The sequence below is a fragment of the Microcoleus sp. CAWBG58 genome (assembly GCF_020883045.1).
Lineage (GTDB): Bacteria > Cyanobacteriota > Cyanobacteriia > Cyanobacteriales > Microcoleaceae > Microcoleus.
Map to the genome: position 1 here is coordinate 35638 of NZ_JAHRFA010000035.1, position 17812 is coordinate 53449.

At 45.1% G+C, this 17812-nt stretch carries 17 protein-coding genes; 4 read left to right on the forward strand and 13 right to left on the reverse strand.

Annotated elements, in window-relative coordinates; translation table 11 throughout:
• Nucleotides 1–4: 4 nt before the first annotated feature.
• Entirely contained in the window at nucleotides 5–1246 is a 1242-nt protein-coding gene (locus QZ918_RS17140) for a protein kinase domain-containing protein (RefSeq protein WP_293337016.1), read from the reverse strand.
• 344 nt (nucleotides 1247–1590) lie between these two features.
• Here QZ918_RS17140 and QZ918_RS17145 point away from each other — a divergent pair, with 344 nt between their 5' ends.
• Nucleotides 1591–2277, forward strand: coding sequence for a PEP-CTERM sorting domain-containing protein (locus QZ918_RS17145; protein WP_293337018.1), 687 nt, complete (start codon nucleotides 1591–1593; stop codon nucleotides 2275–2277).
• Here the strand turns inward: QZ918_RS17145 and QZ918_RS17150 are convergent.
• From QZ918_RS17150 to QZ918_RS17190, 9 genes are all read right to left on the reverse strand, one after another.
• Entirely contained in the window at nucleotides 2274–4535 is a 2262-nt protein-coding gene (locus QZ918_RS17150) for a serine/threonine phosphatase (protein ID WP_293337020.1), read from the reverse strand. The genes QZ918_RS17145 and QZ918_RS17150 overlap by 4 nt on opposite strands.
• A gap of 138 nt (nucleotides 4536–4673) precedes the next feature.
• The gene (locus QZ918_RS17155; protein ID WP_293337022.1) at nucleotides 4674–5945 is read right to left on the reverse strand and encodes an RNA-guided endonuclease InsQ/TnpB family protein; all 1272 of its coding nucleotides are present in this window, start codon (nucleotides 5943–5945) and stop codon (nucleotides 4674–4676) included.
• A gap of 747 nt (nucleotides 5946–6692) precedes the next feature.
• Nucleotides 6693–9260: a single-stranded-DNA-specific exonuclease RecJ gene (locus QZ918_RS17160; RefSeq protein ID WP_293337024.1), complete on the reverse strand. Its 2568-nt coding sequence runs from the start codon at nucleotides 9258–9260 to the stop codon at nucleotides 6693–6695.
• A 49-nt stretch (nucleotides 9261–9309) separates the two neighbouring features.
• Nucleotides 9310–9471 carry a hypothetical protein gene (locus tag QZ918_RS17165; RefSeq protein WP_293337026.1) on the reverse strand — a complete coding sequence of 54 codons (162 nt, stop codon included), beginning with the start codon at nucleotides 9469–9471 and terminating at the stop codon, nucleotides 9310–9312.
• Between the two features lie 209 nt (nucleotides 9472–9680).
• Entirely contained in the window at nucleotides 9681–10496 is an 816-nt protein-coding gene (locus QZ918_RS17170; protein WP_293337029.1) for a PD-(D/E)XK nuclease family protein, read from the reverse strand.
• Between the two features lie 174 nt (nucleotides 10497–10670).
• Complete coding sequence (locus QZ918_RS17175; protein WP_293337031.1) at nucleotides 10671–10913, reverse strand: type II toxin-antitoxin system RelE/ParE family toxin; 243 nt, start codon at nucleotides 10911–10913, stop codon at nucleotides 10671–10673.
• On the reverse strand, nucleotides 10910–11179 hold the full coding sequence (locus QZ918_RS17180; RefSeq protein ID WP_293337033.1) for a ribbon-helix-helix domain-containing protein: 270 nt from the start codon (nucleotides 11177–11179) through the stop codon (nucleotides 10910–10912). Before QZ918_RS17180 ends, QZ918_RS17175 begins: the two co-directional genes overlap by 4 nt.
• 194 nt (nucleotides 11180–11373) lie before the next feature.
• A complete protein-coding gene (locus QZ918_RS17185) occupies nucleotides 11374–12042 on the reverse strand; it encodes a Uma2 family endonuclease (protein ID WP_293337035.1) in 669 nt (222 codons plus the stop codon).
• 188 nt (nucleotides 12043–12230) lie between these two features.
• Nucleotides 12231–12353, reverse strand: coding sequence for a hypothetical protein (locus tag QZ918_RS17190; protein WP_293337037.1), 123 nt, complete (start codon nucleotides 12351–12353; stop codon nucleotides 12231–12233).
• 265 nt (nucleotides 12354–12618) lie between these two features.
• Here QZ918_RS17190 and QZ918_RS17195 point away from each other — a divergent pair, with 265 nt between their 5' ends.
• The gene (locus QZ918_RS17195; protein ID WP_293337039.1) at nucleotides 12619–12858 is read left to right on the forward strand and encodes a helix-turn-helix domain-containing protein; all 240 of its coding nucleotides are present in this window, start codon (nucleotides 12619–12621) and stop codon (nucleotides 12856–12858) included.
• Between the two features lie 94 nt (nucleotides 12859–12952).
• Here QZ918_RS17195 and QZ918_RS17200 read toward each other — a convergent pair whose 3' ends face one another.
• A complete protein-coding gene (locus tag QZ918_RS17200) occupies nucleotides 12953–13537 on the reverse strand; it encodes a PAP/fibrillin family protein (RefSeq protein ID WP_293337041.1) in 585 nt (194 codons plus the stop codon).
• Between the two features lie 280 nt (nucleotides 13538–13817).
• Entirely contained in the window at nucleotides 13818–15497 is a 1680-nt protein-coding gene (locus QZ918_RS17205) for a glycosyltransferase family 4 protein (protein ID WP_293337043.1), read from the reverse strand.
• A 395-nt stretch (nucleotides 15498–15892) separates the two neighbouring features.
• Here QZ918_RS17205 and QZ918_RS17210 point away from each other — a divergent pair, with 395 nt between their 5' ends.
• Together QZ918_RS17210 and mraY are read left to right on the forward strand one after the other, a co-directional pair.
• Nucleotides 15893–16132 carry a DUF3134 domain-containing protein gene (locus QZ918_RS17210; protein WP_293157481.1) on the forward strand — a complete coding sequence of 80 codons (240 nt, stop codon included), beginning with the start codon at nucleotides 15893–15895 and terminating at the stop codon, nucleotides 16130–16132.
• A 257-nt stretch (nucleotides 16133–16389) separates the two neighbouring features.
• Nucleotides 16390–17505 carry a phospho-N-acetylmuramoyl-pentapeptide-transferase gene (gene mraY / locus QZ918_RS17215; RefSeq protein ID WP_293337059.1) on the forward strand — a complete coding sequence of 372 codons (1116 nt, stop codon included), beginning with the start codon at nucleotides 16390–16392 and terminating at the stop codon, nucleotides 17503–17505.
• A gap of 42 nt (nucleotides 17506–17547) precedes the next feature.
• Here mraY and QZ918_RS17220 read toward each other — a convergent pair.
• Nucleotides 17548–17812: hypothetical protein (locus QZ918_RS17220; protein ID WP_293337045.1), on the reverse strand; the 265-nt coding region annotated here is incomplete at its 5' end.

Consider the following 17812-nt stretch of genomic DNA (forward strand, 5'->3'; position numbering starts at 1 on the left):
TCGTTCACAGACAAGTGGCTAGAGCCCTAGCTAATTGTTGAGCAGTTTGAAAGCGATCCCCAGGTTTAGCTGCGGTGGTTCGTAGAATGACCTCCCGCAACTTCGGGGCGATCGTTGGAATATTCTCGAGCTTAAATCCGTAACCTCTAGCAATTTTTCCGTAAAACTTTTGAGGGCTTTGGGCTGTCAGCAAAAAAATCAAAGTCGGCCCAATAGCATATAAATCTGACTGAGGGAGAGGCTGTCCCCGGTCTTGTTCTGGTGCGGTGTAGCCTTCAACGCCGATGCGAGTGCCCGGAGGAGTGCCGATTTCTTTAACGGCGCCAAAATCCAGCACTGTAATGCCATTGTCGCGGTGGCGCACTAGCAAATTGGCAGGTTTAATATCGCGGTGGACGATCGGGGGTTTTTGAGAGTGAATGTAGTCCAAAATTTCACAGGTTTGGATCATCCACTCGATCGCCTGTTGGGGAACAACTGGCCCGCGATTGTAAATGCGTTTTTCTAAATCCTCGCCGTGAAGCATTTCCATCACCAAATATTTTTTGCCACCTTCGACAAAAAAGTCAAAAAACTGAGGAATGCCTGGATGGTGCAGCGCTTTGAGAGTTTTAGCTTCACGTTCAAACAGTTCTTGAGCTTTGACTATTTGAGCCATGTCAGCATTCATTTCCTTGAGAACTACCAGAGAAGCTGCGGGAGAACTTCCCGGTTGTTGAGCTTTGGCTTTCTGTCGATCCCAGGCTAAAGTTGTTGTTCCCATACCGCCTTGGCCCAAAGTTCGCAGCACTTGGTAGTGGCGGATTGTGCGATCGACTTTAATCGGTTCCCCACAGTGGATGCAGAATAAATTACCCGGCGGATTTCCAGCGTGGGTACACTGCGGCGTGCCAGGATTGAAAGTAGGGATCGCCTCAATTTTGCCCCCGACTTGAATAGTCAGAACTTGGAAATGCAGAATTGGGCCGCCCCGCGCCAATTGGATCAGGGCACCGTCGGATATCCAACCCTGAGACATGAGAGTACCGTTAACAAAAGTGCCATTTGTCCCGGAATTGACTAAATACCACTGGCGGTTAGCACCGCTTTTAACTCTTTGCAATTCCACGTGATCCCGCGACACCAAAGCATTGGGAATCACAACATGATTTTCAGGAGAGCGGCCGATGCGGACAATGGACTCGTTCTCGAAACTCCACTGTTGCAGAGGGGTATTTTTTTCTGGATCTAAAAGAGTCAGCAGCATTTTAGATTGATGTGATTAATCTGCTAATAACTAGCAAGAGTTGCCCCACTTCTGGGTAGGCAATTTTTTTGCCCGCGCCAACTGTCATAGCTGGCTATTGAAACAGGAAGTAATAACTAGAGATCGATCTGTTGCATCTTTCCCGAAGTAGGTATTATTACAAGAATTTTAACCCTTAGCTTTATCAAACCTTTATTAAAGCACATTTTTTATTAAAGATTGCACAAAGATGCTATTGATATCTAACTTTAATAAAATATTTCGCGTACTATTACTGATAAATAGATCGAGTTAGTTGCCGAAGCATATCTACTTAATTGTATCAAAATTAAGGACGAAATAACATGATTAAAAGTTGGCAAAAAGTTGCTGTTGCTGCTGCTACCGTTCTTGGATGGGGGGCGACAGCAGTCAAATCAGCAGAGGCTGCATCAGTGAAATTAACTTTTTTTCAAGGCGTGGATACTCCTGTAGCTGTAGGCTCTTTCAGCTATGATGAATCGACTCCTTATGAAGCTATTTTTCCGTCAACAATGTTGGGACAACCTGCTTTAGAAATTAAGGCTAGCGATAAATGGTTTGTCGTAAAGGACTTTGCTGTAACTTTATTCGGGCTGTCGTGGAACTTGTCCCAGGCTAGCTTTGACAGAGCTAATATACTTTCACCTTTGTTGTGGGCACCGTTGGATCCACGATCTCAATTAAAAGTTGTTACGGCAAGTTTTTTCCCTTTCGGTTCCGCAGAACCTACAGTATGGGGAAATTGGGTATTTGGAAATATACGAAGACTTCCAAATCTGGCAATATTTGGGAATAGCCAGGGGCCAGAAGGCAGTATGAGCTGGCAGCAAAATGGTGGTGTCCTATCAAACGGAATGTACCTCCACAGCGGATATGTAATAGCAGAGGAAGTCAAGCCTTGCTCTGAAAACTCTGAGGCTGTTCCCGAACCTGCAACAATTGCAGGTTTAACTCTGGCAGCCGCCGGCTTGGGAGCGGCAAAGAAAAAGTTTGGAGCATCGAAAGTCTAAAATCGAAATGGGCCCACCTGTGCCCGAATGATAATTGCCGTGATATTGTCATGACCGTTGCGCGTGTTGCCCAGTTCAATCAAGTCGGCAACTCCCTCCTCGAGATTAGCTTGGGGATTGAAAAGAGGTGCGAGAGTTTCACGCCAGTGAGTTTCTAACAAATCATTATCTGTCAAACCGTCGGAAGCCAAAATCAATAAAGTATCTTCGGACAAGTCTAAAAACTGCACGTCTGGCTTGAGAAAATTGCCGTCTCGCGGGCCAATGGCTTGAGTTAGTTGATAGGCGTCGGGACGGGAATAAGCAGTTTCGGCGTCAACCCCGCGCTTAATTTCGCGCTGGCCTACTTCGTGATCTGAGGTGATTTTTTCTAGTGTCTGTCCCTTTCGGAGTCGGTAGAGACGACTGTCGCCGACGTGAGCAACGGCGAATTTGGTGTCTTGAACTAAGACTGCGACTAGGGTTGTACCCATGCGGCCGATGCCAGAGCGACCGTCCTTTTGATTGATTTCAAAGATGGCTTTGTTGGCTAGCAGCACTCCCTGCCGAATGGTATCAGGCTCGGGTAGTTGATTTTCCCAACTGGTTTGGAAGAATTCTCTGAGGGTTTCAGCGGCTAATTGACTGGCTACTTCTCCGCTGTCGTGTCCGCCCATCCCGTCGCAGAGAATGTAAAGCCCTTTGGTTTGAAAGATGCGACCGAAGGATGTTTCGAGTTTGTTAAGCTGAGTCCAGATGCTGAAAAAGTCTTCGTTGTGCTCGCGGGTGCGGCCGACATCGGTGAGACCTGCGTTTTCTAAACTGTAAATCTGGACGGGCATGGGCTGAGTTAAGACCTCACCAACAACTTCGGGGGGTGAGTTATCGGGGATGTCTGTTTGGAAACGGGTGGGGGTTAAGGTTGGTGAAGGTGCGGGTTGGAGTTCGAGGGGAACGGTTTCCAGGCGCGATCGCAATTCTTCTATAGTGTTAATCTCGCCTTTGTACATTTGTTGCAGCAGTTCGAGCAAGGCGCCAAACTGAGTGCGCTCGGACTGGTTAAATATCGCCTGCCACAATTGCCCCAAATCTACCAGTTGCAGGTTTGAGCCGGCGGGTTCGGGATAGAGGTATTGCAACCGCAAAGAGGCAAAGGAAAAGGAAGAGTCGGGATTGACCCGCAAATTTGTCAGTTCCAACAAGCTTTGGCGGCAGCGCCAGGGTTCGAGGGCCGCCCAAAGTTCGGTCATTTCGTGCAGCCAGTACACAATTTGCTGGGTGGAAGTTTCGGGTTGACTCCAGCGTTCTACCAGCAGCGGCCATTGCGAACAGTCTTCTAGCAGCAGTACGGCCTGTTGGTTGTCTGACCAGCTATCGTGAATGACTGGCAGGTTGTGAGAGAAGTGCCACCGCAGTGCCAGATAAGGTTCAGCTATGCCTTGGCAAAGTTCTGCTAAGGCGGAATTGGTCGCATTTTCTCCGGCTTCGATAGCTGCGGTGTAGGGGGATGTGCGTTTGGCGACGCTGGCAGAGTTGGCTGCTAGCATTGCTTTGAGGGGTGACAGTTGCAGCGGCTGACAGTCCAATACTGTTGCTGATACTGTGTCTGAGGGTTTTCTTGCTGGCAAGGTTTCTAGGAGTTGGTAGCGCTGCTGGCTGTCTAGATACGCTCCTGCTGGCTGGGAAGGGATTAAATATTCGGAATAGGGGGCCCAGATTGTTGGGGATGGGGGAGATGCGCCCTCGGGGTTCTCTGTTGCTTCCTGGGTTGGTTCTGGCGGTGGTACGGTCGTGAAAATGTTGTCCGATGGGGTTATTTCGCGTTCTGGTGTTGTATTAGAGCTTTTTTGGTCTGTTTGAAAGGATTCGGTGGCGATCGCCCCCACGACAATTTCAGCGCCACTAATTTCTGGGCTGCTGGATTCGGCCGCATCAAGTTGTGGAGAATCGGCGGTGATTTCTGTTTTAATGGTGTCTGCGATCGATTGGGGAGAGTTTTGGGTCGATCGGGTTTCTGGAAAATTCTCGGTTTTTTGTGTAAGCTCGGCTGATAGTATAGTTGACTCGTCTAGCTCGCCTGCTGGAAAGTTCGATCGACCGCAGATAATCGCCCGCCACACTTGACCTGTTGTGACGCCACAATTCTGACATAATTCGGCGCTAACAGCGACTTGGGTTCCACATTGGTGGCAAGCTTTGTAAGTTAGGGAATTTCCGCATTGTTGACAAAACTTGTTTAGATTGGGATTTTCAAATTGGCAGCGGGGACAGAGGAGCATAGGGGTTTTATATTGGAGATGTGCGATCGAGTGAAAGCGATGGAGAAGTTTTGGGTTTGGGGTGGTAAGTTTTGACACTCTCAGGTCTAAAGACACCGAGATTCTGCGGACAGAATAGGCTTTGGTAATATCCAAAGTCTAACTCTCGCTGGGAGTCGTCAAACACCGTCTACCCAGTTGGTTTAAGCCTACACCTAACTTACTGGCTACTTTTCTCAGAATGTTGGCAGCACCATTTAAGTCTGCATTCACCACCCTGCCATTAGCTGACTGATACAAGCCACGTTTAATTCGTTTTCCAGATGCTTTCCACCCAGATGGTTTTTCACCATATTGGGGCAGGGAGTCTCCATCCAAAAAACTAGCTTTCGACGTATACGCTTCTTCGGTTTCAGCAAACCTAATGCCATGCAAATCACAGAGTTCTTTTAACCTATTTTTCAGTTTACCTAAAGGCATTTGAACAAACTTTTGATTATTCACTTTGCCGAGATTACTGTTAGACTTGAAACCTTCATTCCACCCAACTATCAGCGTGCCAATTCCGGATTTCAGGCAATGGTTGACGATCAACTTTGCAGCCTTATTGATACCATCACGTATTTGGTGATTGCGTTTGCGGGTTACACGGTCTAGCCAATTATCCCAATAACCTTCTGGCTTTCCTTCTGTTCTCGTTGCTACTTTCTTGTTCCACAATTGATTCATCGCTTTCATAGCACGAGCATCAATCAAGAAGGAGTTTCCTAATGTATCGACACAAGCTGCTAAATTATCAGCCGTTCCCAAATCAATTGATAACGCTTGATTAATGTCCAGATTATGTATTTTTTTTTCAACCTCGTAGGACATCTCAAGATAAAAAGCACCATTATTAGGGAGAATTGTAAACTCTTTAACATCAGAAAAATCAAGATTTGATGGCATAGGTAGAAAGAATTCAGAAACTCCAAACCACCTTCTCACCGTCAAACCCAAGGAAAATTTTAACTGATTGCCAACAAGTTTCGGTCTTAACCCTCCAGAATTAGGATAAGCTACTTTGAACAGCTTAGACCCTTTCAGGTATCCCGGTGGCTTGGGCTTAAAATGCAATTGACCTTTGATGTACAAATCTCTTAATTCTTTAAAAGATTTGAAGGCTTCGGTGACAGACATCAATGTTTGTTGCATTGGTGTTGATGGCAATGATTTAGCAACCATTGATTTTGAAACTGACGATTCAACAGACAAGTCAAACTTTCCAGTCAACAGTTTTCCGGTCTTAAAAAAAATCTGACGAGCCAAATAAACGCCACTATTATACAGTTTGCCAGATTGTTGACAGAGATACTCTAACAAAGCTTTAAGCTCTTTGTTAGGAGACAGCAATACTGGCTGAACTCCCATTATTTTTTTTATTTTATTCACCTCTGTTTTCCTGAATATTGCTTGAATTGTCTACTTTTGGCTATTATACTAGACATCTCAACCTCGCTCCACAAAATATTTAAGAAAAAATAAAGAACACGGGGACTCAAGTCCCTCGCGTCGCTTCCCTCTCAGGACTAAAGTCTCTGAGTTTCCCGCATTCCGTATTGATTTACGAGTTTTGAGTTTTGAGCGTGACTCGCAACGGATAACTCCCATTGCCCTACCACTTATTTTATCGGCATCGATTCAGAACTAATACCAATTCTCTAAAATTGTGCAACAGTCTTCGACCCCCCCTAGCCCCCCCCTTGCTAAGGGGGGGAAAGAAGAATACTGTTGCATTCTTTTTTAAAATTGGTATAAGATATTTCTTAAAACTCAGATGCGACATCCATGTCAGGAATCAGCCCTGCGAGGGAGAGGGGGAGAGGGGGAGAATGGGAGAGGGGGAGAATGGGAGAGGGGGAGAATGGGAGAGGGGGGGAGATGATTGAGATGATTGAGATATAGAATTTAAATTGGGTACAGTTTGGAAGCATTTACTATCTAAGATTTTGCCTGTTTGCCTGACAAAAAACTGATTCGATCTGTGGGACGGGCCCGAAAGCCTGTTATATCGTTTCCGGTTGTATCGTCAGATGATTTAACCGCAGAGAACACAGAGGACACAGAGAGAGAAGATAGAGATGAATACAGGACGATGCAATCGGATTTGATATTACGGAAAAAAGTGCAAGGTCTCAATTAAAAGAGAGTGTCTGTATAATCTTCTTGGAAAACGGTCTCTCGGGCGATCGACACAATGGTAGAAAGAGGTACTTCACAGAAATATTTTCGCCGGAATTGTTCTTCGGAGACTGCGGCTAGGAATTGCGCTGCGTAACGGGCGGCGATGGGGGAATTTGGCACTAAGAATTGAGTTGAGGGGCTAGAGAATAAGGGTTTGGAGGTTTGAGTTCCGATTTCTCTGGCTTCGGGTTGTCTGGTGATGTGAAAAGCCCGATCGCGATAATTGACTTTGAAACCGAGATGTTTTAACGTTGTGAATCCAAGTTGCAGCGACGTGTCACTGATGCCGAGTTTTTGGCGGAGTTGCTGTCGGGTGACGGGTTTGTTGGTGCGGCTGAGGTATTTGGCGATGCCAATTAGCTGTTGGCAGATTTGCTGCGGTGGTAGCAATGGAGGTAAAGTATAGGCGATCGCGAGTTTTTTCTGAGTGTGCTGTGCTTGCCGAAACCAGACGCGCAATTCGTCCCAGCTTGCGGGGCATTCTTTGAGGATAATCGAGTTTTCGCGATCGAGCATTGGTGAATTGTCAGCTAGATTGTCGATCGGTATTTCAAATTCCAAGTTTGTGCTAACTGCTAATAACTCTTCATCATTATTTCTATTCCGCCAGTCAAATATCCAATCAATTTTAGTCTGGGAACTAACTTGTTTGTCATCCGTGCGTTCCCGCACTGCGATCAACCGCACTTCATAGTTCGACGTATAAGTATTGAAATCGAGTTCGACAGTCGCATCGCACCGCCCTTCGGGAACTTCATCTCGGTAATGCCCCCACCAAATGCCGGGAAAGCCTGCATGACTAGATTCATCCCAAATTTCAAAAGAAGTTTTGATATACTTTACTTCTTTTCCCTGTGAATCTTTAATATTTCTATTGTAGATATTCTTAAACCAGCAATTTTCAATCAGCAATTTTGGTGCGGGATTGCCCATGCCGCAGGGTTCAAGCAATTTCAGTTCTTGAAATAACTGTTTGCCTAATTCTGCAACTGTAATTTTCAAGTCTGCTAGAACTGGTGCCGCTGTCAAACTATCTGCGCTGTATTGCTGTCGCAGTTGCTGATTTATAGCATCTGTAAATAGCGGGATATTTTCAACTGGGAGACTCAAGCCTGCTGCGAAGGGATGACCGCCGAATCTATCCAATAAATGCGCTTGGTCTTTGACTAATTGGTAAAGGTCAATTTGATTGGCTGAACGGGCAGAACCGCGGGCAATCTTTGATTTTTGATTTTTGATTTGGGATTGATAAAGTGTTTCTGAATCCGACTCAAAAGAATCTATAAATTTAGTTTCTGGAATACTTTCTTTGATTTCTTCACTTCCTTCCGTGCAGAATAAAATTACCGGGCGGCCGTATTCTTGGGCGATTTGTCCCGCCACTAATCCTAATACTCCTACGGGCCATTGTGGGTCGCTGAGGACGATGACGCTGGTGGTTGAGAGGTCTAGTTTTGCTAGTTTTTCGGCTGCATCTTTTGCCACATCTTTTTGCAAAGATTTGCGCCTGGTGTTGGCAATTTCGGTTAGATTTGCTAGTTCTTCGCAGCGTTTTTTGTCCCGGCTGGTGAGGAGTTCTACGCAGAAGCTGGCGTCGCCTTGAATGCGACTGACGGCGTTGATTCGGGGGCCGAGGCCGAAGGAAATGTCGGTTGGGCGATCGCCCGCTCGTTTGCACAGTTCGAGTAATTTTGCAACTCCCGGACGGGTGGGATTTGTGATTTGTTTTTGCAGTTGTTCGATGCCGAGTTGTGCTAGGTAGCGACAATCTCCTGTAAGTTGGACTAAATCGGCAATTAAGCCGATCGCCACTAACTCCAATAAATCTGCGATCGGTCGCTCCGGAATATCCGGCAATGTGTGGTACAATGCTTCGATTAATTTGTAAGCTACCGCAACGCCGGACAGGTTAAACAGTTGGTGGTTGGGCGAAAAGTAGCGGGGATTGATGATTGCCGTCGCTGGCGGGCGATCGTCCGGTAATGTATGGTGATCGGTGATAATTGTATCAATGTTTAAGCTGGTAGCATATTCGATTTCCGCGATATTTGTGCTACCAGTATCGCAGGTAATAATTAAGCTAATTCCAGACTCATGTAACTTGTTTATTCCGGGAATATTAAGACCGTGAGATTCTGTTAATCGGTTGGGAATATAATAAGTTAGTTGGTCATTTTGAACAAAAAACTCTCCCAATCCGTCCCAAAGTACCGAAGTGGAGGTAATCCCGTCGGCGTCGAAATCTCCCCAAATAGCGACTTTTTCGCTGTTATTTCTGGCTTGCTGGATTCTTGCGATCGCCCAGTTCATTTCTAATCCGAATTCAAACGGACTTGCTGGTTGGTAAAATTGAGGATTCAGGAAACCTGGTATTTCTTCCGGGTTTTGAATTCCTCTATCCCAGAGAAGTGCAGCGGCGTAGTTTCCTGGGAGTTCGGGCGCGCAATTTCTGACAGTTTTAATCAACCAGTCTGGGGGTTGAGTTAAGGGTTTATTTTGCCATTCTTGAAGTAGTTGTGTCATAGGTTAGTTAATTCATTAATTCAAGCCGGGGCGGGTTCACCAAAAAATTTTAATTCAAATCGACAATATCTATAAACCTGCCCCCACCGATCGAAAAAATTTTATAATTCCAAACCTCAGAAACCGGGTTTTTTCCTAGATTTGTAGTTACTGAATGCAAAACTTCGTATAAACTGGGTTTTTCGTCTTCCAATGCGTTCAGGATTGACATAATATTATGCCATGTCGAGTAAGTTAACCATAATTATAGTAGGGGCGGGTTCGCCAACAAACTTTAATTCAAATCCATAATATCTCTCAACCCGCCCCGACCGAGCTTTAGTTAAATAGATATTTCCTCGATTATAGTAGCGGCGGGTTCGCCAACAAACTTTAATTCACACCCATAATATCTCTCAACCCGCCCCGACCGAGCTTTAGTTAAATAGATATTTCCTCGATTATAGCAAGATTTGGCAACCAATTAGTGGGAGTTTCTGCTGGAAGATTTGATGCGGAAGCTGTAGAGTCTTGGGTGCGGTTGCAGCGAGTAGCAAATTGACAGGAATCGCAAAGATTGGAAATAATTGGTACTTGAGGGAAGAATTCGCCACCTTCAGTATAGGGCTGTCGCCAGTAGGTTAGCTGCTGCAATAATTCGGTTAAATCTTGTTTTGTGCGATCGTGTTCTATTTGATTGTAGGAAAAAGTAAGTTTTTGTGGCGGTTCTTCTCCTTGCAATTGTACGAACCAGTATGTCATTGAAACTTGTTCCGGGGAATAGTCGCTAGTTTCTACTAGAACGTATAAATATAGTCTGGTTTGCCAACTTTCGGCTATCCATTTTGATTTTTGAGGGCGGGGATAGGTTTTCCAGTCAAGAATTTGGGCCGCGCTTGGTTCGGCTATTAGCAAGTCATAGATAACGGTGAACAGGTAGTCTTGAAAAATTAGAATCCGGGGGTGTTCCGCTTGGCGAAAAATTTGGTCGCTATTTTCTGAATTCGCAAACAATTCGGGGGCGGCGTTGATAAAAGCTGCCACACATCGTCCTAATTCTGGGTCTTGTTGGGTGATGGATTCTATCGACAATCCTAGTTCTCGCTGCTGCATCAAAAGGTGAAAGTGGCTGCCCCACGTGAGTTTTTCTTTGTGTTCGGGGGAGGCAGTAGTTGCCAGGAGTTCTAGGTAGCTATGCTGGAATTTGCGGGGGCATTCTTCAAGGATTTTGAGTTGAGTTTGGGAGAGTCGCAGCATTTTTGAGGTGTGAGTTTTTTAGTTTGTGGTAAAATTTTGTTATGCAAGTTATGAAAATCAGTAATTTTTGCGACTGCCAAACCATCTATTATTTTAAGATGGATTTAATTCAATCATCAGCATCAATAAACAGGGCTGACAAATCTCGATAACCACTGATAAATCGAAAGATTTCTACATCCTGTCCGATCGGCATATAGAGTATGAGATAGTTATCATCGGGAGACTGCGTAGGCCAGGTAAAATCTCGTCTCGTTGTCGTCCAAGGTTGGGAAACTGAGCAATTTTGGCAAATCTTTCGTCGAGCTTGCTTAAAAAGTAATCGGCTTTATCTAGTCCCGATTGACTAGCGATGTAGTCTGCAATTTGCTCGATATCTTGAATTGCCGGTTGAGTGAGGCGAAATTTTGGAGTCATGCTTCTGATGAAGTATAGCGCGATCGCAAATTAGCACGGATTTGTGTCATTGCGGTTGCACCGTCTACGACTTCACCGCATTGGGATGCTTGTTGACCAATTAGTGCATCTCGTTGAAGTTCTTGCAGTCGTCCTTGATAAATATCTTCTTGTTGTTCGAGTAGTTGAATACCTGCGAGTATAACTTCGATCGCACTTTTGTATTTGCCAGTCGTCAGTTGACGCTGCACGAGGGCTTCGACTTCAGGTGACAAAACAATTTGCATAGTATGTGAGAGAAGAAGTATTGGTTATATTAAAGATGGCTTCTTACTAATTATAGCAAAAATATATAGCAATCCTAAATGATTTGCTTGCATATGCGAGCAAGAGCCTCACCCTGTAAGAATTCTAGTCTAGATCTATTTTGCGACTGATTTAGGACTGCTATAGATAGTATTTTATAAGAATAGTCTCTCACCTACAAACTTCCAATTTTTTGAGCAAACCACATCGCGGCCGTTCCATTTCCTTCATTCAAAAGCTTTAAAGTCTCCGAAAGCAAAGCAATTGGCAATCCCTCAAGTGCTACCGAAAAATCGCATTCCTGATACTTCCCATTCTCCTGCAATCGAAATGCCAACACTCTCACGCCCTTAATATCTACCACCCAATACTCCGGAATTCCTAATGCAGCATACAAGCGCTTTTTTTCATCTAAATCGCTAGTCAAAGTAGTATCAGAAATCTCCCCGACTAAATCGGGAACTCGCCATTGATTGAGATTAATGCGGCGCGGTTCCCCTTTTTGCCACTCCGGGAAATCCCCTCCGATGTATAAAACTTTATCTGGCGCACCTGAACCCACTTGAGGTTTCTCAATTACACAACCGCTGAGAGAATCAAAAGTTTGTCCTATTTTAGTTGTAAACCACACAAAAAATATGATAGTAAACAAATCGTTAAATCTGGCGTGCTGAGGCCCTTCATTACCCATGTCGATCCAAAGATATCCTTCGTAAAAAAAAATTTTGGCTTCTGCTAAAGGCGGATTTTCGCAAGCCGCTATATAATCTTCCCACGTGGCGGCTTGCCATTGTGGAATTTGACCCGCTTCAGGAAGGATGAATTTTGCAGTTGTCACAGTCATAATTCACCAACAAGTTAAGGATAGTTTTATACTAGCTTATCTGATTTTAGCTAAACAATAAAAACCTGTGCAGCTTAGCTTAAAGTTTGTAGTTTAATCTCAAACTGACATAACTTTCCAATTTTAGAGGGCGATCGCGCGAAAAAACCTCCTACTTTTAGAGGGCGATCGCGCGATCGCCCCAAATGTTAGTCGGGTTGCAAGTCAAACACTAACAGCAGCGAAGCTTGAGGCACGAGTTGACGCAGACACAGCAAGTGGCCCTCAGCATCCGATCGCCTGCGAAACCGACATACAACAGTCCGCTGCATATTTGGCATCAGTTTGGCGATCGCCCAAGGGTAAAGCGTTTTTGGTACGCGATCGCACTAGGATTCGCGAAGAATCCGTCTTGATAACCGTTTTGTGGCATGATGGTTTAGTATTCTCTATGGACTACAGAAAAGGGCGTTAGTAAGTTTCTTGGCGGGAATGGACTAACGCCTCTACTACTATGATTAAACATCACACAAGTCATTTCCGTCAAGAGTTAGCGGCAAAGCTTAACGGTTTTTTAGTCAAAAGGTTCAGTCAGCAATGGATCTGAGAGCCTTAAGAGAACGTGCGGGGCTGAAAATTATAGACGTAGCACACATACTCGAATGTGCAGAATCTTCAATTCGCAACTGGGAAAAAGGTCGAACATTACCCAAAATGGAAGTTTGGCAAGTATTCCGAATGCGGGACTTGTATCGATGTACCGAAGCGGAGTTGGTGCTAGCTGTCAGAAAGTCAATGCCGATGGAACAGAAAGAACAGACAAAACCGACGGAGTAACGATCATCTCGTTTGTCCGCGCACCCTCCGGACTTTGGTTTTGCAGCCGCGATTTAAATCGCCTCCTTCCTAAACTTAATCGCACCTCACAAAATCACTCTTTTGTCAGTACAAAAACACTGCCTTCATTCCCGCGCCCAATCCGTAAATCGCCATCCAAATAAGTAACATCCAGCCATCCCTGTTGTTCGCGAGTATCCAATCCAAAATCTACAGCAGCGAACTTTTTCCCCGACTCAATTTCATTGATATATTTGGCAGGAGATTCATAACCGATTAACCTGCTTAAACCCAAAATCGATCGCTCAAACTTCACTTGCACTCGCCGTTCCGAAGTCGCCTCAAATCTAGCAGCGACGCTGACAATTCCTTCTAAGTAAGGCAAGCCGTAAAGTTCGGCAATGTTGTAAATTTTGGATTCTTTGACGCGGATGGATTGATAAATTTGACCCAATTTCAACAACGGAAAACCGTCAAGATTCAGCAGGGCGCGGCTGCTGGTGTACAACAACCGCCAATCGCCATCTAAAAGCTCTGCGGCTTCGACAGGGCGCGGTGTGGGGTTGTAATCTTCCAATTGGGCGATCGCACTTAAAATCACCTGTTTGTCGTTTGGAGTTGCCAGCAAACCGCGATTCTTACCAGCAATTATCTCTAATAGTGCAGATTTTTTAAGCATATGTTGACAGTTGACAGTTGACAGTTGACAGTTGACAGTTGGCAGTTGACAGTTGACAGTTGACAGTTGACAGTTGTCATTAGTTCATGAGTTATGCACGGAGACTAAATAAATCGTTTTTTTACTCAGATTTATAATTGGGCTTCTCTGTACGCATTCGCACCCTACATTTACTCTAATATTCAATCGGCGTCCGGCGGACATCGTTTGTTTAGTAACGGTTTCAACCGCAGGTTATTATTGGATTAACAATTCCCAATTCCCAATTCCCAATTCCCAATTACCCATTCCCAATGACTAAAACACCAAATTTTACGAGATAGAGTAGCGTCCGATAGAGGTATGCTGATTCTTGCTCGTTTGTGGCATAACGCCTGAGAACTTCCCCAACGTTGAGAGCACCTTTTTGCTCGATCGCATTTAACATCTCTATCTGAACTTTAACAGAGATTCTCCGGTCTTGACCGAAGCTCGTAAACCAAATTGTGTGCAACTCTCTCAACAATGCCGGTGTGGCGATCGCACCCAGACTCAAGATCGTATCATCAGTTAAAGTTCTAGTCGCATAATGACCCAACACCCGAAATGGATCGTCGCCCAGCGGATAAGGCGGCTTCCCGGCTTTTGCAGGTGCAGACTCTGGTGCAGAAACCCGAATTTCTGCTAATTCCCGCCACAACTCTTCGTAAGCAGCAATTACTACTTTCCAATCATAAATATCTCTCGCTCTTTTTCTCGCACTTTCGCCCATCCGCTTTCTCAATTCCGGGTTTTCAATTAATTTGCACAAAGCGTTGGTGCAGGCATCAATATCAACTGCTGTGGCTAGGGAAGTGTGACCCATGTAAGTCGGCCAATTCAAACTGCCGTCGAGATAATTTAGTGCTAAATCTAAACAAGCTTCCGGCGGCGGGATGAGTGTGGGAATGCGAAAACCGTCGATTTCGTGCCGTACTGATTCTTTATATCCGTTCCAGTCGGAAACAATTGCCGGCAGTCCGTTGGCCATTGCTTCTATGGGTGTTAGTCCGAAGGTTTCTTGAATGTTGTCGGAAAGCGAAATAAAAATATCGGAGGCAGACCAAATATTAACTCTAATTTCCGGCTTTCTGCCATCTACAAAAATAGCATTTACAGACGGACAAAAGATTTTCGCGCTATTTTTAAAGTCGGGTTCTTCTCTCGGATCTTCGATCCAACCGGCTTGAATTAAGTGGATTTTGGCTTTTGTCTGTTGGGCGGCGCGTTCCAGGGCGATGTACATTGGTACCGGATGAGCTTTGGCAGAGAAAGTCAATCGCCCAACAAATAGCACGACTATATCGCCCGGAGAAATGCCGAGTTCTTGGCGTTGTCGATCGCCCGCTTGAACTGCTTCCACACCCTGCGGAAACGCGCTGCAATCCACTCCTAGGGGAATAACTGGCAATTTCACCAAAATTTCCGGTTGACCGCCGTTGCGCTGCGCTAAATATTCAGACCACTCCCTCAGAACTCCTTCTACTGTGTTTTTCACGGCGTTAGAGGTACAGATGAGGGCGTCCCAAGGTTGAACTGGTGCAGTGATCAAATTGCCGATCGATTCCATGACATACTTAGTGGCGATCGTATGGGTAACGCCACAAACGCTGTAAGCCCGCTGATTGACAAATCTGCGCCCCCAAACCATATCGGCAAGGGCGGGATCGGGTCGATAGATTGTACCTGGTTGAGATAGCAAATCTAGTCGATCCGTCGAAATCCAGCGGACTTTCCGAGGTTGTTGCAGCCAAGGTTGGATGCGCGAACAAAACTCCTTAAAAGTTGCTTCGCTGTCTGTGCAACAGTAGAGAGAGTCAGCAGTACCGTGTTGGACTAAGCTTTTGAGAAATCCTTCTCCGGCTGAATGACGCCCCAAAAGTCTTTTCCCTCCGGTGTCGTAACCGTCTTTGTGGTATAAAATCGCCGCTGTTATATCCATCCTGAGATTTGTTGTTCGAGAATTGGTTGAATAAGGTAAAAAGCTTTCACCATAAGGCTTTGACGCAAAACCAGGAAACTGTTGTAACCCAACCGCTGGCTGGCCCAGTGTCCCGCGATACTTTCAAAAACGATCGCCTCAGATTACAATACTTATGGCTAAAGAGGGATTGGCAATATCGGATTTTAATGTTATCCTGGCGCCCATGATTGGGGGCGATCGCCCGAACCAGTCAGCCATCCTATCCGATCCGGAACCAAAGAGTGTCTGTGGTATAATGCCTTAGCTCTGCTAAATGCCCGATTTGCAAGTGTTCGATGGAAGGAGCAGTCAGTCGGCACAACATTAGTTCTACTCGATCTCGATCGCGTCTTTGTCTTTAGAAACCGATAATCATGTACAACCCATCTCTGCGTCAAATACCTCGCCACTTACCTGCCGATGTAATTCCATTAAAGCAGCAATCTTCTCTTTTAGACTGGTTGGAATCTAACAATCGCCTCTTAGCAAGGGATGTCCAAGAACCCGACTATCTGCACGAAGAAGAAATTTCCGAGTTGATGGCAGTTGACGACAGTCCTTACGATGATTTAGAAGAAGAAGCAGAAGATGATGCGGGTGTAGGGGACGAATAACTGTAGAATGGTGAGTCGATTTTAGATTTTAGATTTTAGATTCACTTGCAGCTTCGTGAATAACCGGAAGCCGAACTTGAGTCTAAAATTTGGGGAGAATCGATTACTGAAGTTTAGGGATTGTAACGTTTTTGGCTGGTCAACGAATCAACCAGAAACAGGGAAGAAAAACCAAGAGATTTCCCAATCTCCTGTATCCCACCCTATTCTCGAATTGTCAAATGCTTATTCTCAAATGGTGTGTGTTGAGGAGTGATATGGATAACTTTGTGGATGAGAAAATCCCTTTTACTATGCCTTTCAAACTTACAGGCAGGAATTTATTCCTGCTGCTGGGTTTGGGGCTCGGCATTGTAGCGATCGGTTTAGATGTAGCAGCGGGTAGATTTTTGGATGCGCCTGCATCGCTATTTATGCCACTAGCTGTTTGTGCTCTTATTGCATCGGGTTTAGGTTATCTGGTTGTGCCCGTACTCCAGCAACTGAAAGCCGGACAAATAATTCGCGAAGACGGCCCCCAAGCCCACTTGAAAAAAGCGGGAACGCCGACAATGGGAGGCATATTTTTTGTACCAGCAGGAGTCGCAGTAGCATTACTTTGGTCGAGATTTAACTCAGATGTTGTTGCCGTATCGGCTTTAACTTTAGCTTACGGTTTCATCGGCTGGCTCGACGATTGGCAAATTCTCCGCCGCAAGTCGAATAAAGGTATTTCACCTCGGATGAAATTGGCTTTGCAAGTAGGTTTTGCAGCTCTTTTTTGTCTGTGGTTGATGTTCCACAATCCAACTATTTCTACAAACATTGCTTTGCCTTTCGGTTGGGTATTGCCTTTAGGTTTCTTGTTTTGGCCGCTAGCTGGTTTTGTGTTAGTTGCCGAAAGCAATGCTACTAACCTTACCGATGGCGTCGATGGTTTGATGGGAGGCTTGGGTGCGATCGCACTTTTGGGATTAGGTGCATCTCTAGCATCAACTTCGCCAGAATTAATGATATTTTGTGTCTGCATTAGCGGCAGTTGTTTAGGTTTCTTAGCTCACAACCGCAATCCAGCCCGAGTATTTATGGGCGATACAGGTGCGTTAGCTTTGGGCGGTGCTTTGGGTGCGGTAGCTTTATTAACAAATAGCCTTTGGATATTATTAATAATCAGTGGGATTTTCTTGATTGAAACAGTGTCAGTAATTGCTCAAGTAACTTATTATAAAGCTACAAAAGGCCCTGATGGCATTGGCAAGCGTCTTTTAAGAATGGCTCCACTTCACCACCATCTAGAACTCTGCGGCTGGTTGGAAACTCAAGTTGTTGGTATCTTTTATTTAACTAACGGGGTGTTAGTGTTAATGATTTTGATGTTGGCTGGCAACAGTTAACAGCAGATTAGTAACAGACTTTACAGCATATGTAGCTGATATTTACTGCCATGTTGAAAGACAAATAAGATGCCCGTTCCACAAGAACTTCATGCAGTTGTGGAACGGGCATCTTGCCCGTTTTAGAATAAAAAAACAGGCTTTCCGGCCTGTGCCACTAATATTAAATCTAGCTAAATCACAGGCTTTCCGGCCTGTGCCACTAATATTAAATCTAGCTAAATCACAGGCTTTCCGGCCTGTGCCACTAATATTAAATCTAGCTAAATCACAGGCTTTCCGGCCTGTGCCACTAATATTAAATCTA